This window comes from Roseovarius nitratireducens, from assembly GCF_002925845.1.
Lineage (GTDB): Bacteria > Pseudomonadota > Alphaproteobacteria > Rhodobacterales > Rhodobacteraceae > Roseovarius > Roseovarius nitratireducens.
The window spans coordinates 1-22121 of record NZ_PDNI01000037.1 but is presented as its reverse complement, the minus strand read 5'-3'; the positions used below and the strand labels follow the sequence as shown (position 1 = coordinate 22121).

At 67.0% G+C, this 22121-nt stretch carries 19 protein-coding genes and 2 tRNA genes; 11 read left to right on the top strand and 10 right to left on the bottom strand.

What is annotated here, in order from left to right:
- Positions 1-73: 73 nt before the first annotated feature.
- Together CRJ03_RS07870 and CRJ03_RS07865 are read left to right on the top strand one after the other, a co-directional pair.
- A complete protein-coding gene (locus CRJ03_RS07870; RefSeq protein WP_104018357.1) occupies positions 74-1381 on the top strand; it encodes an efflux RND transporter periplasmic adaptor subunit in 1308 nt (435 codons plus the stop codon).
- Entirely contained in the window at positions 1378-4473 is a 3096-nt protein-coding gene (locus CRJ03_RS07865; RefSeq protein ID WP_104018356.1) for an efflux RND transporter permease subunit, read from the top strand. Before CRJ03_RS07870 ends, CRJ03_RS07865 begins: the two co-directional genes overlap by 4 nt.
- A gap of 58 nt (positions 4474-4531) precedes the next feature.
- Here CRJ03_RS07865 and CRJ03_RS07860 read toward each other — a convergent pair whose 3' ends face one another.
- The 6 genes from CRJ03_RS07860 to CRJ03_RS07835 form a co-directional block, all read right to left on the bottom strand.
- Complete coding sequence (locus CRJ03_RS07860; protein WP_104018355.1) at positions 4532-5107, bottom strand: hypothetical protein; 576 nt, start codon at positions 5105-5107, stop codon at positions 4532-4534.
- A 305-nt stretch (positions 5108-5412) separates the two neighbouring features.
- Positions 5413-5487: transfer RNA gene (locus tag CRJ03_RS07855), tRNA-Glu, on the bottom strand.
- Positions 5488-5581: 94 nt separating this feature from the next.
- Positions 5582-7330 carry a single-stranded-DNA-specific exonuclease RecJ gene (gene recJ / locus CRJ03_RS07850; protein ID WP_104018354.1) on the bottom strand — a complete coding sequence of 583 codons (1749 nt, stop codon included), beginning with the start codon at positions 7328-7330 and terminating at the stop codon, positions 5582-5584.
- A 45-nt stretch (positions 7331-7375) separates the two neighbouring features.
- Positions 7376-8341 carry a class II fructose-bisphosphatase gene (gene glpX / locus CRJ03_RS07845; RefSeq protein ID WP_104018353.1) on the bottom strand — a complete coding sequence of 322 codons (966 nt, stop codon included), beginning with the start codon at positions 8339-8341 and terminating at the stop codon, positions 7376-7378.
- A gap of 66 nt (positions 8342-8407) precedes the next feature.
- Complete coding sequence (locus CRJ03_RS07840) at positions 8408-9694, bottom strand: homoserine dehydrogenase (protein WP_104018352.1); 1287 nt, start codon at positions 9692-9694, stop codon at positions 8408-8410.
- A 74-nt stretch (positions 9695-9768) separates the two neighbouring features.
- The gene (locus CRJ03_RS07835; protein ID WP_104018351.1) at positions 9769-10065 is read right to left on the bottom strand and encodes a hypothetical protein; all 297 of its coding nucleotides are present in this window, start codon (positions 10063-10065) and stop codon (positions 9769-9771) included.
- 100 nt (positions 10066-10165) lie between these two features.
- On the opposite strand from CRJ03_RS07835, the gene CRJ03_RS07830 reads away from it, so the two are divergent.
- Positions 10166-10765, top strand: a complete 600-nt coding sequence (locus CRJ03_RS07830; protein ID WP_104018350.1) for a TetR/AcrR family transcriptional regulator — start codon at positions 10166-10168, stop codon at positions 10763-10765.
- Positions 10766-11540: 775 nt separating this feature from the next.
- Entirely contained in the window at positions 11541-12122 is a 582-nt protein-coding gene (locus CRJ03_RS07825; RefSeq protein WP_240611603.1) for a rhomboid family intramembrane serine protease, read from the top strand.
- Between the two features lie 89 nt (positions 12123-12211).
- Here the strand turns inward: CRJ03_RS07825 and CRJ03_RS19665 are convergent, their stop codons facing one another.
- Positions 12212-12463: a hypothetical protein gene (locus CRJ03_RS19665; RefSeq protein ID WP_129590258.1), complete on the bottom strand. Its 252-nt coding sequence runs from the start codon at positions 12461-12463 to the stop codon at positions 12212-12214.
- 150 nt (positions 12464-12613) lie between these two features.
- A tRNA-Ser gene (locus tag CRJ03_RS07820) sits at positions 12614-12701 on the bottom strand.
- Between the two features lie 203 nt (positions 12702-12904).
- Between CRJ03_RS07820 and CRJ03_RS07815 the strand changes: the two genes are divergently transcribed.
- The 7 genes from CRJ03_RS07815 to CRJ03_RS07785 are packed head-to-tail and all read left to right on the top strand — an operon-like array spanning position 12905 to position 19289.
- Positions 12905-13825 carry an SPOR domain-containing protein gene (locus CRJ03_RS07815; RefSeq protein ID WP_104018394.1) on the top strand — a complete coding sequence of 307 codons (921 nt, stop codon included), beginning with the start codon at positions 12905-12907 and terminating at the stop codon, positions 13823-13825.
- 15 nt (positions 13826-13840) lie between these two features.
- Positions 13841-15004, top strand: a complete 1164-nt coding sequence (locus CRJ03_RS07810) for a D-alanyl-D-alanine carboxypeptidase family protein (RefSeq protein ID WP_104018348.1) — start codon at positions 13841-13843, stop codon at positions 15002-15004.
- On the top strand, positions 15001-15627 hold the full coding sequence (tmk, locus tag CRJ03_RS07805) for a dTMP kinase (RefSeq protein ID WP_104018347.1): 627 nt from the start codon (positions 15001-15003) through the stop codon (positions 15625-15627). The genes CRJ03_RS07810 and tmk overlap by 4 nt, the downstream gene beginning before the upstream one ends.
- A complete protein-coding gene (locus tag CRJ03_RS07800) occupies positions 15624-16745 on the top strand; it encodes a DNA polymerase III subunit delta' (RefSeq protein WP_104018346.1) in 1122 nt (373 codons plus the stop codon). The genes tmk and CRJ03_RS07800 overlap by 4 nt, the downstream gene beginning before the upstream one ends.
- 21 nt (positions 16746-16766) lie before the next feature.
- A complete protein-coding gene (locus tag CRJ03_RS07795) occupies positions 16767-17558 on the top strand; it encodes a TatD family hydrolase (RefSeq protein ID WP_104018345.1) in 792 nt (263 codons plus the stop codon).
- Positions 17558-18355: an MBL fold metallo-hydrolase gene (locus CRJ03_RS07790; RefSeq protein WP_104018344.1), complete on the top strand. Its 798-nt coding sequence runs from the start codon at positions 17558-17560 to the stop codon at positions 18353-18355. Before CRJ03_RS07795 ends, CRJ03_RS07790 begins: the two co-directional genes overlap by 1 nt.
- Before the next feature lie 4 nt (positions 18356-18359).
- A complete protein-coding gene (locus CRJ03_RS07785) occupies positions 18360-19289 on the top strand; it encodes an AEC family transporter (RefSeq protein WP_104018343.1) in 930 nt (309 codons plus the stop codon).
- Between the two features lie 244 nt (positions 19290-19533).
- Here CRJ03_RS07785 and CRJ03_RS07780 read toward each other — a convergent pair whose 3' ends face one another.
- Both CRJ03_RS07780 and CRJ03_RS07775 read right to left on the bottom strand, forming a co-directional pair.
- Complete coding sequence (locus CRJ03_RS07780; protein ID WP_104018342.1) at positions 19534-20766, bottom strand: mandelate racemase/muconate lactonizing enzyme family protein; 1233 nt, start codon at positions 20764-20766, stop codon at positions 19534-19536.
- Between the two features lie 76 nt (positions 20767-20842).
- Positions 20843-21928 (bottom strand): zinc-binding dehydrogenase, encoded by a 1086-nt coding sequence (locus CRJ03_RS07775; protein ID WP_104018341.1) that lies wholly within the window; start codon positions 21926-21928, stop codon positions 20843-20845.
- Between the last annotated feature and the right edge of the window lie 193 nt (positions 21929-22121).

Genomic DNA, 22121 nt, shown 5'->3' with positions numbered 1-22121 from the left:
CACGCGAGCATCTTATTACCATGGCCGCGCCATGACTCAGGCAACGGCGGAACAACGAAAAAGGCGAAAGTTCATGAGGTTCTGGCGCATGGTGCGGCTTCTTCCCCCTCTTGCCATCGGGATCGCAGCCGCGGTTTGGCTTGTCTCGACAGCCGCGCCGCCCGCGCAGACCGACCAGCGGGAGCGAGAGGCCGTGGCTCGCACGGTCCGCGCCGAAGCCAGACCAATTGCCCCCGTGGTGCGCGGCTATGGCACCGTGCACGCGGCGCAAAGCTGGCAGGCGGTGGCCGAGGTCGCGGGCGCGGTGACCTATCGCCATCCCGAGCTTGAGAGCGGCAACATGATACCCGAGGGTACCCGCGTGCTCGAGATCGACCCGACCCGTTACGAGACGACCCTGACGGAGGTGCACGCGGACCTGACGGCGCTGGAGGCCGAAGGGCGGCAGATCGCGCAGGAGGCCGAGAACACCCGCCTGATCCTCGGGATCGAGCAGGACCGCCTCGCGCTCGCCGAATCCGATCTGGCGCGCGTGCAGACACTGGCTGAACAGGGCACGGTCCCGCAGGCACGGCTGGACGAGCAGACACGCGCCACGCTGGCGCTGCGCCGCACGGTGCAGGAGCTTGAGAACACCTTGGCACTGATCCCGGTGCGCCGCGCGCGCCTCGACGCGCAGATCGCACGCGCCCGCGCATCCCGGGCCCGCGCCGAACGGGATCTGCGCATGACCCGGATCGAGACCCCCTTCGACCTGCGGGTGGGCGATGTGCATGTCGAGCAGCACCAGTTCGTGACCGCCGGCCTGCCACTGATCACCGCCGATGGCGTCGCGCAGGCGGAGATCGTGGCGCAGATGTCGCTCGACAGCTTTCCGCGCCTCATGGGGGCCGCCGCGACCGATGGCGTGCGCTTCGGCGCGCGCGAACGCGACGCGATACTCGACCGGATCACCGCCGAGGTGCGGCTCGTCTCTGATCCAGACCAGGTCTGGCGCGGGCGGCTCATCCGTGTCGAGAACGGCCTCGACCCGCAGGCCCGCTCGGTGCCCGCCGTGATCGCAGTGGACGCGCCATACGATGGTGCGAACCCGCCTGCGCGCCTTCCGCTGGTCCCCAACATGTATGTCGAGGTGACGTTGACCGGGCCGGAGGGCGCGCCGATGATCGTCCTGCCGGCGCAGGCGGTGCATGGTGGCGATACTGTCTATCTGCGCGACGCGGAGGGACGGCTTGAGATGCGCGACGTGATCGTGGCCTGGACACAGGCGGGCGAGAGCGTGATCTCCGAAGGACTCGACGCCGGTGACGAAGTCATCCTCGACGATATTGTGCCCGCGCTGCCGGGACTGCGCGTGCGCGCGGCGGAGCCAGCCGAATGATCGCCTGGTTCGTCCGCCATCCGACCGCAGCCAATCTCCTTCTGGTGCTGATCGCGGCGGCGGGGATCATGGCCGCCCCGACCCTCAAGCGCGAGACCTTTCCCGATTTCCGCGATACCGAGGCCGAGATTTCCGTGGTCTATCGCGGGGCCACGGCCAGCGAGGTGGAAGACGCGATCTGCCGCCGGATATGGGACGCGGTGGACGCTGTTGAACACCTGCAAGAGCTGACCTGCACCGCGCAGGAAAACGTGGCGCGCGCCGTGGCCACCATGGCACCGATCGGAGACGCGGGTCGTTTCGTCACCGATCTGCGCACAGAGATTTCCGCCGTTGACGATTTCCCGGCCGAGGCCGATCCGGCCACAGTGCGGCAATTGCACCGCTCCGACGCGGTGGCCTCGGTTGCCGTGGCCGGAGACATGCCGCCCGCGCAGCTCGAACTCTATGCTGCAGACCTGCAGGACCGGCTCGGCGCCCTGCCTGACGTGGCAGAGGTAACGATGACCGGTTTTGGCGAGCGTCAATACCGGATCACGGTGGCCCGCGCCGTGCTGCTGCAGCACGGGCTGACCGTATCCGAGCTCGCCGACCGGATCAGCGCGCAAAGCCTCGACCGCCCATTGGGCAGTCTTGAAACCGGCGCACAGGACATTGCCCTGAGACTTGCTGAAGAACGCCGCAGCCCCGAGGCGCTGGCGCGCATCGTGGTCCTGTCGCGGCCCAACGGGGCCGAACTGACCCTCGGCCAGATCGCCTCGATCGAGGAAACCTACAGCCCCGAGGAAGAGCGCGCCTTTCTCGACGGGCAGCGCGCCGTGTTCCTGCAGGTCGAGAAGTCGCTCGGCGCGGATGCCTTGCGGGTCTTTGACGCGGTGCAGGCGGTTGTTGCTGGAGAACGCGACCACCTGCCACCGACGATCCGGATCGAGGTTGTGCAGGATATGACCAGCATCGTGCGTGACCGTCTGGTGATGCTGGTTCAGAACGGGGTGATCGGCCTGATCCTCGTTGTGGGCGTGATGAGCCTGTTCTTTCGCCCCGGCTACGCGATCTGGGCGGCGCTCGGGCTGCCGGTCGCCTTTCTGGGGGCCTTTGTCGTGATGGCCCTGACGGGGCTTTCGCTCAACATGATCACGCTTGTGGCGCTGCTTATGGCCATCGGGATCGTGATGGACGATTCCATCGTGATCTCGGATGCCATCTCGGACGAGTCCGCGAAGGGAGCCTCGCGGATCGAGGCTGCCATCGCGGGCACGAAACGTGTCCTGCCGGGGGTGCTGTCGTCCTTCGCGACGACCGTGGCGATCTTCGCGCCGCTGTCATTCCTGTCCGGAGACCTCGGAGCCGTGCTCGAGGTGCTGCCCGTGGTCCTTATCGCTGCCCTCGCCGCGAGCCTGATCGAGGCCTTCTGGGTCCTGCCGCATCACCTCTCGCACGGGCTGAAATCGACCGACACCCCGCCATCGCGGTTGCGCGCGGGGTTCGAGCGCGGCTTCGGGCGGGTGCGCGACCGGGGGCTTGGCGCGCTCGTCGACGGGGCGGTGACGTGGCGCTATCTCGTGACCGGCCTGACGCTTGCCGCGATGATCGTGACGATCGGGCTGCTGCGCGGCGGGCATGTCCAGCGCGAAGCGCTGCCCGATATTGACGGCGACGTGCTTGAGGCCCGCATCCTGATGCCGCAGGGCACACCGCTTCAAAGAACCGAAGAGATCGCGGACCACGTCATGGCGGCTCTGGCGCGGGTCAACCAGCATCTCGCCCCGCTGCAGCCCGACGGCGCAGCGCTGGTGCAGACCGTGCAAACCATCTTCAACAGGAACGTTACCGCAGGCGAGGCCGGTCCGCATGTCGCCACCATATCCGCCGACCTGCTGGGAGCCGAGCGTCGCGTGACCACCCTCGACGAGTTGATCGCCGCCTGGCGCGCGGAAATCGGCGCAGTGCCCGGCGCGATCGCGATCACCCTGACCGAGCCGGGCATCGGCCCGCAGGGCCGCGCCGTCGAAATCCGGCTCTCGGGGCCGGACCTTTCGGCGCTCGAACAGGCAGGAAACCGGCTGGTGGCCGAGCTTGAGACCTATGCCGGTGTCTACAACGCCATGCACAACCTGCGTCCCGGACGCCCCGAGTTGCGGCTGACACTGGCCGAAGGGGCCACCGGCCTGGGGCTAACTGGGCGCGACATCGCCGACCAAGTCGGTGCGGCGTTTCTGGGCCGGATCGTCATGACCGTCCAGGACGGCGACATCGCGCATGAGATCGAGATCGAACAGGCGCTGCGCGACCGCAGCACGCTTGAGGACTTGACCGCCTTCGAGATCCGCCTGCCCGACGGCTCACGCACGCCGCTTGCCACCGTGGCCCGGATCGAGGCGGCGCGCGGCTGGGGCAGCATCGCCCATGTCGATGGCAGGCGGACCGTGACGGTCGCCGCGGATGTGGACGGGCGCATCGGCAATGCCGACGCCATCGTGAGCGACGTGACCGCCGGGTTCCTGCCCGAGCTGACCGGCAATTTCCCCGGTGTCTCTGTTACCATCGAGGGTCAGAACGCCAATTCCGCCCAGACCATGGGTTCGATTCTACGCGGTTTCCTGATCGGGCTGGTGGGCATCTACGTGGTTCTGTCCTTCCAGTTCCGCAGTTATGTCGAGCCGGTCATCGTCATGCTGACAATCCCGCTCGCGCTCGTGGGCGTGGTTCTGGGCCACATGCTGATGGGCTACAACATCTCGATGCCGTCGATCATGGGGGCGGCGTCGCTGGCCGGGATCGTGGTCAACAACGCCATTCTGTTGGTGCAGGTGATCAAGCGCCGCATGGGCGAGGGAGCCCCGGCGACCGAGGCCGCCGGGCTGGCCAGCCGCGACCGCTTTCGGCCCATCGTGGTGTCGGTCTCGACCACGCTCATGGGGCTCGCGCCGCTGCTGCTGGAAACCAGCACGCAGGCGCAGACGGTCAAGCCACTGGTGATCTCGGTAGTATTCGGCCTTTTCAGCGCGACCGTGCTGGTGCTGCTGGTCCTGCCCGCCTTCTACGCCATCCTGGATGATCTCAGACCGCGCCACCGATCACAGGGGACGTGAAAGCGCGGTGGCACGAGCGCTGTAGAAGCGGGTCGCTGACGTTTCCTGTGCGGCTCGATCACCAATCTTCCATCTCCGCAGTGAAGGTTTGCCGGGTTTTACTCGACGTGACAGGCTGGGACAGGAAGGCAGGGCGCGGGGTCGACAGCTGCTTTCGGGTGTGCGGCATGCAAATTCCGTCGCAGGTGCGCGCCGGTGCATTTCGTGGGGGCGTTTTGGGCGGAAAGCCCGCCAAGCGCACTCTGCGGGCGATTCTCGGGCTCTGTAAGCCCTTGGCGCATGGGTACGCGTCATCGTGCGTTAGACTTACGGCTATACCCAGAGGCAGATCCAGGCCGAGCGTGCGCATCTTGTTCACCCGGCGCAGCACGGTCCCGAACAGCTTGATCTCCTTGTTGGCGGTCCCGGGTTCCTTGACGGCGCCGAGAAAGGCGCGTCCCTTGCGGTCGTCGATATTGCCATGCGCGTTCAGGGACGCCTCAAACCGCTCCATGATCTCGGCGAGGGGCAGTTCGGCAACCTTCTTGGCGGGCAGAAACTCGTAGCCCCGGGCCTGCGCCAGATCGCGCACCGCAGCATATCGCTCCCGCGCGAGGTCGGTGTCACCACGGAGCAAGGCTTCCCATTGCGCCACCAGGTTGTTCCAGACCTCTTCTTCCTAGCGGCGGGCCTCGGTCAGGCTGTCGGTCTTGAGAGAAAGTTAGACGATTTCCCGGTCCTCGACCGATGCGTAGCGCTTCGACACGCAGCGGCGAAGATAGCAGGTGGACCCGCGGTGATGAATCGGTATGACGTCACGGTGCCGCAAAGGGATGCCGCGCGCAAGCGCTTGGGTATCGGATTGTGCATCAAAAAGCGATCAGTCGATGATGATTTGGCCTAGGGTGACGCATAACACCCCTTCAAAACAAGGGCTTAATCAATGTTGTCGAAGGGGGGTGGCAGCCCGTAGGGGAATCGAACCCCTCTTTCCAGGTTGAAAACCTGGCGTCCTAACCGATAGACGAACGGGCCGTGCTTGGCGTGACGGGTGAGTATGAAAAACCATCGGCCTGCGCAAGAGGCATTTTGTAGAAAACCAGCGGCAGCTGTGGAAAAAAACGTCACCTCATCCCGCGTGGGCCGCATCCTCGAGCCGCAGCTGCACGGTCTGCCGCCCGCCCCAGTGGTTGATTTCGAGCCGTCCGGCAAAGTGGAACCGTGCGCCGCCATGGGCCAACAGGGCAGGGCCCAGGGGGCCGTCAAGCGCGCCGAAGGAGATGGCGTCGAGCCGCCCGCCGAGCCCATCGTTGAGCCGCAGCTTCAGGTGCGTCTCGCCTACCGCGCGGGCATAGCCGATGGCGCAGTCGGGAAAGACGTATCGCGGCCCCGGCGCGCCCGCACCGAACGGCCCCGCCGCTTCCAGCCGCTCGACGAGTTCGGGCGTCGCAGCCCCGGGCATGAGCACGCCGTCGAGCCGCAGATCGGCCGGACCGACCGTACCCGCTCCCTGTCGGGCCAGCAGTTCCGACAGCCGCGCCATCGCCGGCTCCAGCCGGTCGCGCGCTACGGTCAACCCCGCGGCCATCCGGTGCCCGCCACCCTTGAGCAAGAGGTTCTCGCGCGCCAGGCGCTGCACCGCCGCACCGAGATCAACACCCGACACCGACCGGCCCGATCCCTTGCCCTCGTCGCCCTCCAGCCCGATCACCACGGCGGGGCGGTTGGTCATCTCCTTGAGGCGGCTCGCGACGATACCCACCACGCCCGGGTGCCAGCCCTCGCCCGCGGCCCAGACCAGCGGTGCATCCACCCCGCGCGCCTCGGCCTGCGCGAGCGCCGCGGCGCGCACCGCCGCCTCGATCTCGCGGCGTTCCTCGTTGAGCCTCTCGAGCTGCTCCGCCAGTGCGCGCGCCTCGCCGACATCCTCGGTGGCAAGCAGCCGCGCGCCCAGATCGGCCTGCCCGACGCGGCCGCCCGCGTTGATCCGCGGCCCCAGCACGAAACCCAGATGATAGGCGGCGGGTGGTCGGTCGAGCCGTGCGGCATCGCCAAGCGCCACCAGCCCGGGGCGCGCGCGCCGCCCCATCACCTTTAGCCCCTGCCGCACGAAGGCACGATTGACACCTGTCAGTGGTGCGACATCGGCCACCGTCGCCAGCGCCACGAGGTCGAGCAGCGCCATCAGGTCCGGTTCCGCGCCGCCCGAGACGCGCAGCTGACGCCCCGCCTCCACCAGTACCAGAAACACCACCGCCGCGGCGCACAGATGCGCCAGGTCACCGCTCTCGTCCTGCCGGTTGGGGTTGACCACCGCCAGCGCGGGCGGCAGCGTCTCTGCGCCCAGGTGATGGTCGAGCACCACGACGTCCGCCCCTGCAGCCGCCGCCAGCGCGTCGTGACTCAGGGTGCCGCAATCCACGCAGATGACCAGGTCGTGCCGGGCCGCGAGCGCCGTCATTGCGGGGGCGTTCGGGCCATAGCCCTCGTCGATGCGATCGGGGACGTAGAGCGTGGGCGCGGGGGCGTGCATCCGCCGCAACCAGTCGATCACCAGCGCCGCCGAGGCCCCGCCATCGACATCGTAATCGGCAAAGATGGCGATCCGCTCGCGTGCCTGCGCCGCCGCCAGAAGCCGCGTCGCCGCCGCCTCCATGTCGCGCAACGAGCGCGGATCGGGCAGCAGGTCTCGCAGGGTGGGGCTCAGGTAGCCCTCGGCCTCCGCCGCGGGCACGCCCAGCCGCGCCAGCGTCTGACAGAGCGCGCTGGGAAGGCCGGTTGCCTGTGCCATCGCCTCGGCCTGCCGCTCGACCTCGATGCCCGGCCCGGTCCAGCGCCGCCCGGTCAATGAGCGTTCCACGCCGAGATAGGCGCTCACCGCGTTCCCCTTTTCATCTTGCCCCAAATACTAAAGGGGGCGCGTTCAGTCGCGCCTGCTGCGATAGACCATGCGCCGCACCGATCCGGTGCGCGAGCGCATCAGCACGGTCTCGGTCTCGACAAAGCCGGGCCGCCGGTGCACCCCCTTGAGGATCGAGCCATCGGTGACCCCTGTGGCGGCAAAGATGACCTGGTCGGTCACCATCTCGTCGCGGGCATAGACCCGGTCGAAATCGGTGATCCCGGCAGCTTCCGCGCGCCCGCGTTCGTCGTCGTTGCGGAACACCAACTGCCCCCACATCTGCCCGCCCATGCACTTGAGCGCCGCCGCCGCCAGTACCCCCTCGGGCGCACCACCCACGCCCATGTACATGTCGATACCGGTGCGCTCGGATTCCGCGCAGTGGATCACGCCGGCCACGTCGCCATCGGTGATAAGGTGCACCGCGGCACCGGTGCCGCGCAACTCGGCGATCATGTCCTCGTGGCGCGGGCGTTCGAGCACGCAGACGGTGATCTCGGAGGGGCGACAGCCCCGCGCCTTTGCCAATGCCTCGACCCGTTCACGCGGGGTCATGGTGAGCGACACTACGTTCTCGGGATATCCTGGTCCGATCGCCAGCTTGTCCATGTAGGTGTCGGGCGCGTGCAGCAGCGTGCCGCGTGGCGCCATCGCGATCACGGTGAGCGCGTTGGGCATGGCCTTGGCGGTGAGCGTCGTGCCCTCGAGCGGATCGAGCGCGATATCCACGCCGGGGCCGTCGCCACTGCCCACTTCCTCGCCGATGTACAACATCGGCGCCTCGTCGCGTTCGCCCTCGCCGATGACCACCACGCCTTTCATGGCGAGCATGTTGAGCTGTTCGCGCATGGCGTTGACGGCGGCCTGGTCGGCGGCCTTTTCGTCGCCGCGCCCGATGAGGTCGGCGCAGGCCAGCGCCGCCTGCTCGGCCACGCGCGCCAGCCCGAGCGAGAGCATACGGTCATTGAAAGCGATTTCGGAATTCATGGAGCGGTCCTTGTGAATGAGCTTCGGCAACACTAGCCACGGCGATCTGTGCGCACAAGCCGCGGCTCAGACCGCCTCGATCCGCAGCGCGACAGGGTCGGCTGCCAGAACGTCGAGTCGGCGGATGCCGGCCAGCGCCGTGTCGAGCGCGTCGCGGTTGGTCTTGTGGGTCACGATCAGCACCGGGGCGGTGGTGTCCTCATGGCGATACTGGCGCATGCGGTCGATCGAGACGCCCGCCTCGCCGAGGCACGTCGCCACCTTGGCCAGCGCGCCCGGCTTGTCGCGCAACGCCATGCGCAGGTAGTAGGGCGCGGGCGTTGCGGTGCCTGCGTGCGCGCAGGTATCGAGGCGCGCGGCGGGCTGGCCGAAGGTGGAGATACGGGCCCCGCGCGCGATATCCATCACGTCGGCCATCACAGCGCTCGCCGTGGGGCCCATGCCCGCGCCAGGGCCGCGCAGCACGATCTGCTCGACCTGGTCGCCCTCGAGCACCACCATGTTGGTGCCGCCCTCGAGTTGTCCCAAGGGGCTTGCCGCCGGGACGAGGCAGGGCGACATACGCTGCTCGAGCCCCCGCCCTGTCATCTGCGCCACACCCAGGAGCTTGATCCGGTAGCCCATATCGGCGGCGCGGTGGATATCGTCGAGCGTGATGTCCTGGATGCCCTCCAGCGTCACCCCCTCGAAATCCACCTGACAGCCGAAGGCGATGGCGGCCAGCAGTGCCAGCTTGTGCCCCGCGTCGACCCCGCCCACGTCGAGATTGGGATCGGCCTCCAGATAGCCCAGCTTGTCAGCCTCTTCGAACAGCGCGTTATAGCCTTGGCCCGTGGCCTCCATCCGCGTCAGGATATAGTTGCATGTGCCGTTCATCACGCCCATCACGCGGATGATCTCGTTGGCGGCCAACCCTTCGGTCAGCGCCTTGACGACAGGGATCCCCCCCGCTACCGCCGCCTCGAAACGGATCACGCGCCCCGCCTCCTCGGCGGCCAGTGCCAGCGCTTGCCCGTGATGGGCGAGCATCGCCTTGTTGGCGGTGACCACGTCCTTGCCAGTGGCGATGGCCGCTTCGGTCGCGGCCTTGGCCGGGCCGTCCGAGCCGCCCATCAGCTCGACGAACACATCGACGTCGTCGCGCCGCGCCAGCGCCACCGGGTCGTCCTCCCATGCGTAGCCCGAGAGGCTCACGCCGCGATCGCGGTCGCGGGTGCGCGCCGAGACGGCAGAGATCGTGACCGGGCGTCCTGCGCGGCGGGCGAGGATCTCGGCCTTCTGGCGGACGATGCGCACCACGCCGGTGCCGACGGTGCCAAGCCCGGCAATGCCGAGGCGCAGGGGGGTGCTCATGGATGTCTCCGATACTCAAAGTCGCGTGGGTTGCGGCGCGATGTAACCGGTTCGCCGCGGCCTTGCAACGCACGTCAGCCGTCCACGCCCTCGCGCATCCGGGTTTTGGTGTCGGGGTCGATGACCGGGTCGCGCAGGCGATCTGCGCGGGCGCGCAGGCGGGCGGCGCGGGCGTCGATCGCTTCGGTGCGGGCGAGGATGGTGCGATTGTCGGTGGCGGGCGGCACCTGTGCCGTGATCCACTCGACCGGGACCAGCTCGGGGTAGGGTGCGTCGGCACCCGAAGCGGCGAGCTCGGGGGCCAAGGGGTAGGGCTCGGTGCAGGCGGCAAGCGCGATCAACGCGGCAAGACAGGCGGGCAGGGGGTGCATCAAAGCCTCGTGGCAAAACCGACACCCTTTCTTGCCATCCCAGGGGGGCGGGGGCAAGCCGGGCCTTGATTTGAACGGATGTTCAGATAAACCATGTCTCATGGCACGCACGCAAGGATCGCATTCCGACATCACTGGCCCGCGGGTGCGCGAGGCGGCGCTGCACCTGTTCGCGCGGCACGGCTATGCCGCTGTTTCCATGCGGAAAATCGCGGCCGAGGTTGGGGTGCAGGCGGGCGCGCTCTATAACTACACCCCGGACAAGCAGACACTGCTGTTCGAGCTGATGCGCGCGCATATGGAGGAATTGCTGGCGGCGTGGGATGCCGCCACCCCGCCGCCCGAGGCGGGGGTGCGGGCCGCGCTCGAGGCGTTCACGCGGTTCCACATCCGGTTCAACACGCGGCGTGCCGACGCGGTCTTTGTCTCGTACATGGAGCTGCGCAATCTCGATCCTGAAAACTTCAATGTTATCGAGGGGTTGCGCCGCGATTACGAGACCCGTCTGGAGGCGATCCTGCGCCGCGGCGTGGCCGAGGGCCGCTTTGCCGTGGCCGAACCGCGGATCGGGGCGATGGCACTCATCGCCATGCTGACGGGCGTCAACACCTGGTTCCGCGAACGCGGGCGGCTGAGCCTGGCAGAGGTCGAGGCGCTTTATTGGGACATGGTGCGCCGCGCGGTGGCGAATCAGGGTTAACGCACGGAAATAACAGGAAAAACATGTTCGGTATCGCGTCGGTATCCTGTCGGTATTGCGTCGGTGCCGGGATCGGTCCGCGGCGGGGTTAACGGGGCGGGCAGCATGGGTTTTCCCTTCCGTTGCCGCGACGACCTCAGCGCGCTGCGCGAGAGTATCACGGACGGATCGGCGGATCAGGGGCGTCTGGCAGCCTGCCGAGCGGCGTTGTCGGTTTCACGGCGCCGAAAGCACCGGTCCGGGACCGCCCGAGGGCAAGGCGAGAATAACGTAAGCCCAGCGCGGGCGGTGGGCGTGCGGGCTGGTTGGTTGAATGCGGCGACGGATAGATCGGCAACTTCCAGCCTGTTCCGGGGTAAGCACCATCGTTGTGGGGAATACGCCGGGGGCTGGGATTCCTGGTTGGGAGTTTATTTATAAAAAATCAGAATATTACAGGTAATTTATGGCGGAAGAGGTGTCTGCTGCCTTCCTGACAGAGGTCTTGTAAGCAATTGATAATAAATGGGTTATAATTACTAAGGTAAAGCGTTTTGTATAGCAAAATGTATAGCAGGAATTATCGAAAACCTCGGTGTCTTGGAATGACACAAGACCCAACTCTGCGCAATTGCCCGGCTGAGGTGCACGGGTGAAACATGCAAACCTCTGGCTCGATAGAGTGCGAGCAGATATGTGACGATGAATGACGAACCGACTCCCACCAGATAATCACGGGCAATCCCAGGCGCAGGGGGCTGGGGCCCCGGCTTTCCTCTTGATCCTCGTCGGCGTCATGGCCGTCATCGAGTTCGCTCTCAACCTCTCCGAGGCCGGTTACCTGGGGTCGTTCAACTGGAGGCGGCAGGCATTTGCGGTAGGTGCCTTTTGGCAGCCAATCTTCGCAGGAGCGATGACGCCTCTGTATCCAGGCCAGAAGCTGTTCATGCTTGTCACATACGCGTTCCTGCACGGCGGCATCCTGCATCTCGCGATCAACAGCGTCATTCTGCTTTCATTAGGCAAGTTCGCCGCCAGCCGTATTGGGGCAGCCAGAACACTACTACTGTTGTTCCTATCGGCCGTTGGTGGCGGGCTTGCTTTTGGGCTTCTCTCTCACAGCAGCGGGCCGATGATCGGAGCGTCGGGAGCTGTGTTCGGGCTGCTCGGACTCTGGCAGGCTTGGGATTATCGAATGCGAAAAGACGCAGGTCTGCCGGTGCGTCCGGTTATTACAGGAATTCTGGGGCTCGCCGCTGCGAATCTTGTCTTCTTCGTGATCCTCAGTGGCGGCTTGGCATGGGAAGCGCACCTTGGTGGATGGCTGGTCGGATGGTTTTCAGTGCGACTTCTCGCTATTCGCAATAATTACATCTGACCAGCTGCTTATCCCAGTTTCACGCTAATTATCATCCAGTGCCAGAGCAACATCGAAGAAGGGATACCATTTTTAGATCTCGCGACCGATCAACATCCAGAGGCTACGGTTTGTTCGCGCAGTGCGTTCCTTTGTCCCTTAAGCGAGGCGATTTCATCAGCGTGGTCTGGTCCAGCGGCCGCAACAGCCATCACAGGGAAGAACAGTAATGCACCACCTGTTACCCATGCCGTATCTGCGTTCGCAGCTGACGTCTGCGCGGCACTCAGTTCTACGGCCTCATAGCGTTTCGGCACTCCTCTGTAGAGGGAAAGGCCCTTACCTCGTTTCTTGATCGCCACGATGTGCCCCTCACTTTACCAAGATAGTGTAAAGCATTTTGTATAGCGAATTGTAGAGCAAGAACGTAGGCCAGAATGTCGAGAGGTGGAGTATAGTTAAATTTATCCTATATATATCAATAATTTGCCTCTGATATATGGTGAGTTGGGTGGCGGAAGGGGTGGGATTCGAACCCACGGATGCTTGCACATCGCCGGTTTTCAAGACCGGTGCAATCGACCACTCTGCCACCCTTCCGGTCGCGCGCGGGCGCGGTGAGTGAGACGTCAGTAGCGGGGCGCGCGCGATTCTGAAAGTACCTCGCTGTCCCGGACCCGCCAGCAGGGAAATCCGCGCAGTGTCCGGCTGCGCGCTTTTCACGCTGAGGCGGACAGGGTAGACTGGTGCGCGAAGAGGCGGAAGATGACAAGTCCGCGCGCAGCACAGGCGAGAGGCATATCATGAAGCGAGTGACACGAGGCGGATCCCTGGGCCGCGGCCCGGTCCTGTTGGCGGGGCTCTGGGTGGCGTTGCTTGCGGGATGCGACGAGAGCGGAAACTTTACCCTGCTGCAGCCTGGCGCGGGCGAACAGGGCGAGGCGGTCGATGGCAACACGCGCTCGACCCGGCTGGTGGAGCGCGATGTCGAGGTTCCCGAGGTATTCCAGGCGACGGACATGGGGCTTTGGGACGGGCGGCCATCGCTCGGCGGGGTCTGGGTGGCGCATCCCGATGTCAAGGATCCCGAGCGTGTCATCATCCGCAACACGGACGATGGCAAGTTCGTCATCGGGGCGCTGTTCCGGCGTCAGCGCGACGTGCCCGGCCCGGCCTTCCAGGTGTCCTCGGATGCGGCGGCGGCGCTCGGTCTGCTGGCGGGTTCGCCCCAACAGCTCAACGTCACGGCCCTGCGCCGCGAGGAAGCCCCCGTCGAGGACGACGCGGCGGCATCCGAGGACACCGGGGCTGCGCAGGAGGTCGCCCCCGCGCCCGAGATTGCGGCGAGCGATCTCGACCCGGTGGCCGGGGCCGCCGCCGCGATCGAGGCCGCCGAGGTGGAGGAGGCTGCCGCCGCACCGCAAGCGTCCGAGGCCGCGCCTGAGCCGGAGCCTGAGCCTGAGCAAGATCCGGGGCGCGCCGCCTCGGCGCTTGCCAAGCCTTATGTTCAGGTGGGTATCTTCAGCATCGAGCAGAACGCCCGCAACACCGCCACCGCCCTGCGGCAGGCGGGCATGGTGCCCACGGTGTTCGATCAGACCTCGCAGGGCAAGCGCTTCTGGCGGGTCGTGGTCGGGCCCATGCGCACGGCCACCGAACGCGCCGCGATCCTGGAGAAGGTCAAGGGAATCGGCTTTGGCGATGCCTACGCGGTCACCAACTGAACGGGGGATGCCGTTATGAGATTTGTGAATGTCTGTTTGTCGGCCCTGCTGGTGGTTGTCCTGGCGGTGCCGGCGCGCGCATTCGAGACGAGCGCGCGCGCGGCCTTTGTGATGGATGTGGCCACCGGTACGGTGCTTCTGAACAAGAACGGTGACACGCCGCTGCCGCCTGCGTCGATGTCCAAGCTGATGACGCTCTACGTGGCGTTCGACGCGATCCGGGAGGGGCGGCTCTCGCTCGACGAGCGGCTTCCGGTCTCGCGGCACGCGATGAGCTATGGCGGATCGACCATGTTCCTCGATACCACAGACCGGGTGCGCGTCGAGGACCTGTTGCGCGGGATTGTCGTGCTGTCGGGCAATGACGCTTGCGCGGTGATCGCCGAGGCGCTGAGCCCCGACGGCACGGAGGCCGGATTCGCCCGCCACATGACGCAGCGCGCGCAAGCCCTTGGCATGACCAACTCCGTCTTCAAGAATTCCAACGGCTGGCCCGCCGAGGGACATGTGATGTCGATGCGCGACCTGGCGCTCCTGTCGCGCCACATCATCGAGGATTTCCCGGAGTTCTACCAGATGTTCGCCGAGCGGGAGTTCAGCTTCGACGGGCGCGCGCCCGCCAATATCCACAACCGCAACCCGCTGCTCGGGCTCGGGATCGGCGCGGACGGGCTCAAGACCGGGCACACGCAGGCGGCGGGCTACGGGCTTGTCGGCTCGGCCGTGCAGGATGGTCAGCGGATCATCTTCGCGATCAGCGGGCTCGACAGCGCGGCGCAGCGCGCCCGGGAATCCGAGGCGATCGTCAACTGGGCGTTCCGGCAATTCACCCGCAAGACCGTGCTGCGCGAAGGCGAGGTGGTGGCCCGCGCGCCGGTCTGGATGGGCGAGGCGGGGGAGGTGGGGCTCGCTCCGGCGCAGGATATCGAGACGCTGCTGCCGGTGCTCGACAGCAAGCGGCTGGCGGCTGAGGTGGTCTATACCGGGCCGATCCGCGCGCCCGTGGCCAAGGGCAATCCGCTGGCCGAACTCGTGCTGACCCCCGAGGGTCTGCCCGAGACGCGCGTTCAACTGGTTGCAACCGAGGCGGTGGCGCAGGGCGGGTTCGTGACCCGGCTGCGCATGGTGGCGGGGCAGCTTCTTGGGCGGTTGCGAGAGGTTCCAGAGGGTGCGTCTTGAGCGGGCGCGGGCTGTTCGTCAGCTTCGAGGGGATCGACGGGTCGGGCAAGTCCACACAGGCGCGGCTTCTGGCAGATCGGCTGCGCGGGGCGGGGCGCGAGGTGGTGCTCACGCGTGAGCCGGGCGGCAGCCCCGGGGCCGAGGAGATCCGCAAGCTGCTGCTGACGGGTGACGGAGATCGCTGGTCGCCCGAGACCGAGTTGTTGCTGTTTACCGCCGCGCGGCGCGACCATCTCGAGCGGGTGATCGCGCCCGCGATCGAGCGCGGGGCGGTGGTGATCTCGGACCGTTTCGCCGACAGCACCCGCGTCTATCAGGGGGTGGGCCGCGCCGACCTGCGCCCGGTGGTGGACGAGTTGCACGCGCTGATGATCGCGCGCGAGCCCGATCTGACGCTGCTCATCGATATCGGCCCGCGCGAGGGCCTCGCGCGGGCCGCCGAGCGAGGGGGCGGCGAGGCGCGGTTCGAGGATTTCGGCGAGGGGTTGCAGAAGCGGCTGCGGGCGGGGTTTCTCGCGCTGGCCGAGGAATTTCCCGACCGCGTCGCGGTGATCGACGGCGCCCGTCCCCCCGAGGCGGTGGCGGTGGACGTGGCGCGCGCGGTGGAGGCGCGGCTGGCATGAACGAGGATGTTTTGCCAGAGCCCGATCGCGCCGAGGGCGCGCCGCACCCGCGCGAGACAATGTGCCTGATGGGGCAGGGGGTGGCCGAGGCGGCGTTTCTCGACGCCCATGCCACGGGTCGTCTCCACCACGCCTGGATGCTGACCGGTCCAAACGGCGTGGGAAAGGCCACGCTCGCCTGGCGCATCGCGCGGTTCCTGCTGACTCACCAGGAAGCGCAGGAAGACGCGTTATTCGGCGCGCCACCGCCGCCCGAGACGCTGGACGTGGACCCCGGGCATCCGGTCGCGCGGCGAATTCTGGCACTGTCGGAGCCGGGGCTGTTCCTGCTGCGGCGCGGCCCCAACGACAAGGGCGACCGGCTGGCGCAGGACATCCGCGTGGCCGAAGTGCGCAAGATGGGCAATTTCTTTTCGCTTTCCGCTGCCGATGGCGGGCGGCGGGTGGTGATCGTCGATGCCGCTGACGAGCTTAACCCGCAGGCTGCCAACGCGCTCCTCAAGATGCTTGAGGAGCCGCCCGCGCGGACGGTGATGCTGCTCATCGCGCATCAGCCATCGAGCCTATTGCCGACGATCCGCTCGCGCTGCCGGATGCTGCGGCTGGTGCCGCTGGGGCCCGAGGACATGGCCCGTGCGCTGGATCAGGCGGGGATCGACCCCGGTGGCGACGCGGCGGTACTGGCCGAACTGGCCGCGGGGTCGGTGGGCGCGGCGGTGCGGTTGGTCACGCTCGACGGCGTGGCGCTCTACGCCGAGATCGTGGCGCTGATGGAGAGCTTGCCGCGGTTTGATCGGGCGCGCGCGCTGCGCCTTGCCGAGGCGGTGGCGCAGCGCGGGGCCGAGGCGCGGCGCAGCCTGCTGTTCTCGCTCATCGACCTGTTTCTCGCGCGGCTGGCGCGGACCGGGGCCACCGGCGCGCCGCCCGCCGTCGAGGCGGCCCCCGGCGAGGCGGAACTCCTGGCACGGCTTGCCCCCGACGCGAGGCGTGCGCGGCTCTGGGCGCAGGTCTCGGAGGAGGTCGGTTCGCGTGCGCGTCACGGGCTGGCGGTCAACCTTGACCCTGTCAGCCTTGTCCTAGATACCGTGCTCAGGATTAAGCAGACCGCCGGGGGTTAGCCCTGGCCTCGCAGGGGACGCATGAGCACCGACATCCGTATCACCGACAGCCACTGCCATCTCGATTTTCCCGATTTCGACGGGGAGCGCGACGAGATCATCGCGCGGGCACGCGAGGCGGGCGTGCACCGCATGGTGACGATCTGCACGCGGCTGCGGCAGGAGCCGCAGGTTCGCGCCATCGCCGAGGCGTACCGCCATGTGTTCTATGCTGCCGGAACTCACCCGATGAGCGCGAGCGAGGAGCCGATGGCCACCGTAGAGGACCTGGTCGCGCTGGCTGCGCATCCCAAGTTCGTCGGCATCGGCGAGTCGGGGCTCGACTACCACTACACCGCCGAGAGTGCGGAGGTGCAGCAGCAGAGCCTGCGCGTGCATATCGCGGCCGCGCGGGAAACCGGCCTGCCGCTTATCATTCATGCCCGCGCGGCGGATGAGGACATGGCGCGTATCCTAGCCGAGGAATACCGCAACGGGCCCTATGATTGCGTGATGCATTGCTTTTCGTCCGGTGCGGGATTGGCGCGGGCGGCGCTTGACCTGGGGTTCTACCTGTCGATGTCCGGAATTGCCGCCTTTCCCAAGAGCCAGGAGCTGCGCGATATCTTTGCGTCCGCCCCGGTGGATCGCATCCTTGTCGAGACCGACGCACCCTATCTCGCGCCGCCGCCTTATCGCGGCAAGCGCAACGAGCCGGCCTATACCGCGCATACCGCGCGGAAGGGGGCGGAGGTGTTCGGTATGGATTGGCCCGAGTTCGCCGCGCAGACCGAGGCAAATTTCGAGCGGCTGTTCTCGCGGGCGGTGCTCTGATGGGGGAGTTGCGGTTTACCATCCTCGGCTGCGGGTCGTCGGGCGGCGTGCCACGGCTCGGCGGGCATTGGGGGGACTGTGATCCGGGCGAGCCGCGCAATTCCCGCCGCCGCTGTTCGATGCTGGTGGAGCACGAGACCGGGGCGGGCGTGACCCGGGTGCTGATCGACACCTCGCCGGATCTTCGTGCGCAGCTATTGGATGCCGGTGTCGGCGCGCTCGACGCGGTTGTTTATACACATTCCCATGCCGATCACGTCCACGGCATCGACGATCTGCGGATGATCGTCTTCAACATGCGCCAGCGACTGCCGGTCTACGCCGATGGCGACACGCAGAACGCGCTCTATTCGCGGTTCGGCTATGCCTTCGTGCAGCCCGAGGACAGCCCGTATCCGCCGATCCTCGACATGCACACGATCGACGGCTCCTTCACCATCGAAGGGCAGGGCGGAGCGATCACGCTGACCCCGTTCACCGTGCGGCATGGCAGCATTGACGCGCTGGGGTTTCGCATTGGTGATCTGGCCTATCTGCCGGACGTGTTGGATATCCCGGAGCCGGTCTGGCCCGCGCTCGAAGGGCTCGATTGCTGGGTGCTCGACGCGCTCAGGCGCACGCCGCACCCGACGCACGCGCATCTCGACCTTGCGCTGGAGTGGATCGCACGCGCCGCCCCGCGCCGGGCGGTGCTGACCAACATGCATATCGATATGGACTACGCGACCGTCGCCGACGAGACGCCCGCGCATGTCACCCCCGCCTTTGACGGGATGGTGATCCGCTACGCGGTCTGAGCCGGTGCAGGCGCTTCTCGAGGTCATACTTCCGGTCTTTATGGTGATCGGGTTCGGCTATCTCGCGGTCTGGCGAGGCTGGTTCAGCGCGGCGGGCGTGGATGGTCTCATGACCTTCACCCAGAAATTCGCCATCCCCTGCCTGCTCTTCGCGGCGCTGGCGCGGCTCGATCTGGCGCAGAGCTTCGACTGGCGGCTGCTCTTGAGCTTTTATACCGGGGCGCTGTCGGGGTTCCTGTTGGGGCTTTTCGGCGCGCGGCTGATCTTTGGCCGGTCGTGGGAAGATGCGGTGGCCATCGGCTTTTGCGGTCTCTTCTCCAACTCGGTCCTGCTGGGCCTGCCGATCATGGAGCGCGCCTACGGGGTGGGCGCGCTCTCGGCCAATTTCGCGATCATCGCGGTGCATTCCCCGTTTTGCTACGGCATCGGCATCACCGCGATGGAGGTGGTGCGCGCGCGCGGACAGAGCGGGGTGACGGTCGCGGCCAAGGTGGGGCGCGCGATGTTCTCCAACACGCTCATCATGGGTATCGCCGCGGGCTTTGCGGTCAACCTGTCGGGGCTGCCGATCCCGGGGCCGGTGAACGACGCGCTCGACCTGATGGTGCGCGCGGCGCTTCCGGCGGCGCTGTTCGGGCTGGGGGGTGTGCTGGTGCAGTACCGCCCCGAGGGCGACATGCGCGCGATCCTCTATGTCTGTGCGGTCTCGCTGGTGGCGCACCCGGCGATCACCTACGGGCTGGGCCGGGCGCTGTCGCTGCCGGTGGAGGGCTTGCGCGCGGCGGTGGTGACGGCGGCGATGGCGCCGGGGGTCAATGCCTATATCTTCGCCAACATGTATGGTCATGCCAAGCGGGTGGCGGCGTCAAGCGTGCTGATCGCCACGGGGCTGACGGTGGTGACGGCATGGCTGTGGCTGCAAGTATTGCCGTGATTGGCATGGAGCGGACCTTCACAGCTTGGTGCCAATGCGCGGAATAAAGGCGCGTTCACGCGCCGCCGCGCAGCGCCCGACCGCCCCCCGGGCGGGCGCTTTTGTGACGTCTAACTCCGCACAATTGTTGCAGTATTTGGCACCATAAAGTGACGACCACAACCGGTTGGTCGCCCACCCGCGGTCGGGCGCCGGCGTCTCCTCACCCGGTGCGTTGAATGGCAGCTCAAGGCCAAACGCGCCCTCACTCCGTCTTGAGCGGCGCGCCCCCGGCGAAGCTGTTACCGTTGACGTAGTCGCAGGGCGCGTCCTGCATCTCGAGGTGGAGGCCGTCGCCCTCAAAAGGGTGGGCGCGGGCGAGGGCCTCGTCAATCTCGATGCCAAGCCCCGGTGTCTGGGGTGGCGTGATGAAGCCGTCCTCGACCGTGATGCCGCCCTTGATGAGCGCCGCGTGATAGGGGGTCTCGATGGTCTCTGCCATCAAGATGTTGGGGATCGAGGCGGAAAGAGCCACATTCGCTGCCCATTCGACAGGACCGGCGTAGAGGTGGGGGGCCATTTGCGCGTTGTGGGCCTCGGCGATGGCGGCGACCTTCTTCATCTCCCAGATGCCGCCCGCGCGGCCAAGGGCCGGTTGCAGGATTTCGGCGGCCCCCGCGCGCAGCACTGCGGCGAACTCGGCCTTTGTGGTGAGCCGCTCGCCGGTGGCGACGGGAATGCGCACGGCGCGGGCGACGCGGGCCATTTCGTCAATGTTATCAGGGGGTACAGGCTCTTCGAACCAGAGCGGCGAATAGGGTTCGAGCGCCTGGCCGAGGCGGATGGCACCGGCGGTGGTGAACTGTCCGTGGGTGCCGAAAAGAAGGTCGGCGCGGTCGCCCACGGCCTCTCGGATGGCGCGGCAGAAGGCCACCGAGAGCGAGATGTCGGACATCGCGGGCATGTGCCCGCCGCGCATGGTGTAGGGGCCGGCGGGGTCGAATTTTATCGCGGTATATCCGCGACTTACACAGTCTAGCGCGCTATCGGCGGCCATCTCGGGGGAGGTCCAGAAGGCGGTCAGGTCATGATGGGGCAGGGGGTAGAGGTAGGTATAGGCGCGGATACGGTCGTTCATCCGGCCCCCGAGTAGCGCCCAGACGGGCCGCCCGCGCGCCTTGCCGAGGATGTCCCAGCAGGCGATTTCCAGCCCCGAGAACGCGCCCATGACCGTCAGGTCGGGCCGCTGCGTGAAGCCCGAGGAATAGGCGCGGCGGAACATAAGTTCAATGTTTTCAGGGCTTTCACCCGCCATATGGCGCGCGAACACATCCTCGATCACGGTGCGCATGGCCTCTGGTCCGACGCTTGCGGCATAGCATTCGCCCCAGCCGGTGATCCCGTCATCGGTGGTGAGCTTGACGAGAATCCAATAGCACCCGCCCCAGCCCGGCGCGGGCGGGGAGGTCACGATGATGTCGAGATCGGCGAGTTTCATGGGGGTCTCCGGGGGCTGGTTTTGCCTGTCGGTATCGTGTCGGTATTTCGTCGGTATCGCGTCGGTGCCCGTGCGGTCAGCCGAACACGATCACGTTGCGCCGCGCAGACCCGGATTTGGTGTCGGCGATGGCCTCGTTGATCCGGTCGAGCGGCCAGCGGTTCGAGATCAGTTCGTCGAGTTTCAGCCGCCCCTGCGCGTAGAGATCGACCATCCAGGGGATGTCGCGGCGGATCACCGTTTCGCCCATCTTGGAGCCGATCATCGCCTGCCCGGCGGCGGCAAAATTGGCGGCTTCATAGCGGCTCTCGTCGCCGGAATGGGGCATGCCGACCATTACCATCCGGCCACCCCCGGAGAGATAGCGGGGCGCCGCGTCATAGGCGCGCGCCGCGCCCACGGTGACGAAGACCGCGTCCGCGCCGCGCCCCATCGCCTGTTTCGCCGCGCGCCACGGTTTTGCGTTGGTGGCGAGCACCCCGTCGGTGGCGCCGAATTCGCGGGCGGTGGCGAGCTTTTCCTCGGTCATGTCCACGGCCACGATGCGCCGCGCGCCCGCGATGCGCGCGCCCTGGATGGCGTTCAACCCGACGCCGCCCGCGCCGATCACCACCACATCCTCGCCCGCGCGCAGATGGGCCGCGTTCACCACGGCGCCCACGCCGGTGATGACGCCGCAGGCCAGAAGCGAGGCGGCGGCCATGTCGATCCCCTCGGGCAGTTTCACGACCTGGCTGTGATGCACGACGACCGCCTCGGCAAAGGCACCGCAGGCCATCGCCTGATGCAGCGTGCTGCCATCCGGCAGGCTGAGCGGCCCGCGATCGCCGTCATAGGGGGTCTCGCATCCGGTGGGGCGGCCCCCAGCGCAGGAGGGGCATTGCCCGCAGGCGCGAATGAGCGTGACCACCACCGGGTCGCCCGGCGCGATGCCGGTGACGCCCGCGCCCGTGGCGCGCACCCGGCCCGCCGCCTCGTGGCCGTAGACCGCCGGTAGCGTGCCGCCCCAGCCGCCATCGGCATAGGTGATGTCGGAATGGCAGATCGCCACGGCGTCGAGCGCGACCTCGATCTCGCCGGCCCCTGGCGCGCGCAGGTGGACGTTCTCGATGCTGAGCGGGGCGCCGAATCGGTGGCAGACGGCGGCCTTGATAATGCCCATGAATTTCTCCCTCGGTTTTTCACAGGTGACCGGGATTCGAGTTTGGGTGCAAGGGCAATTATGCGGCGGCGCGTGCGGGTGAAAGGGGCATCGGGAAAGACGGGGTGGGGCGGGTTGCGGCCTGGAGTAGACGTTCAGGTCTTGGTGCCAATGCGCGGAGTAAAGGCGCGTTTACGCGCCGCCGCGCATCGAC

Coding starts and splice junctions, on each gene's coding strand:
- CRJ03_RS07825 (WP_240611603.1), top strand. CDS start 11,541: ATGGCCGTCATCGAGTTCGCTCTCAACCTCTCCGAGGCCGGTTACCTG.
- glpX (WP_104018353.1), bottom strand. CDS start 8,341: ATGAATTCCGAAATCGCTTTCAATGACCGTATGCTCTCGCTCGGGCTG.
- CRJ03_RS07790 (WP_104018344.1), top strand. CDS start 17,558: ATGGGGGAGTTGCGGTTTACCATCCTCGGCTGCGGGTCGTCGGGCGGC.
- CRJ03_RS07775 (WP_104018341.1), bottom strand. CDS start 21,928: ATGGGCATTATCAAGGCCGCCGTCTGCCACCGATTCGGCGCCCCGCTC.
- CRJ03_RS07835 (WP_104018351.1), bottom strand. CDS start 10,065: ATGCACCCCCTGCCCGCCTGTCTTGCCGCGTTGATCGCGCTTGCCGCC.
- CRJ03_RS07830 (WP_104018350.1), top strand. CDS start 10,166: ATGGCACGCACGCAAGGATCGCATTCCGACATCACTGGCCCGCGGGTG.
- CRJ03_RS07840 (WP_104018352.1), bottom strand. CDS start 9,694: ATGAGCACCCCCCTGCGCCTCGGCATTGCCGGGCTTGGCACCGTCGGC.
- CRJ03_RS07870 (WP_104018357.1), top strand. CDS start 74: ATGAGGTTCTGGCGCATGGTGCGGCTTCTTCCCCCTCTTGCCATCGGG.
- CRJ03_RS07780 (WP_104018342.1), bottom strand. CDS start 20,766: ATGAAACTCGCCGATCTCGACATCATCGTGACCTCCCCGCCCGCGCCG.
- CRJ03_RS07815 (WP_104018394.1), top strand. CDS start 12,905: ATGAAGCGAGTGACACGAGGCGGATCCCTGGGCCGCGGCCCGGTCCTG.
- CRJ03_RS07810 (WP_104018348.1), top strand. CDS start 13,841: ATGAGATTTGTGAATGTCTGTTTGTCGGCCCTGCTGGTGGTTGTCCTG.
- CRJ03_RS07800 (WP_104018346.1), top strand. CDS start 15,624: ATGAACGAGGATGTTTTGCCAGAGCCCGATCGCGCCGAGGGCGCGCCG.
- CRJ03_RS07795 (WP_104018345.1), top strand. CDS start 16,767: ATGAGCACCGACATCCGTATCACCGACAGCCACTGCCATCTCGATTTT.
- CRJ03_RS07865 (WP_104018356.1), top strand. CDS start 1,378: ATGATCGCCTGGTTCGTCCGCCATCCGACCGCAGCCAATCTCCTTCTG.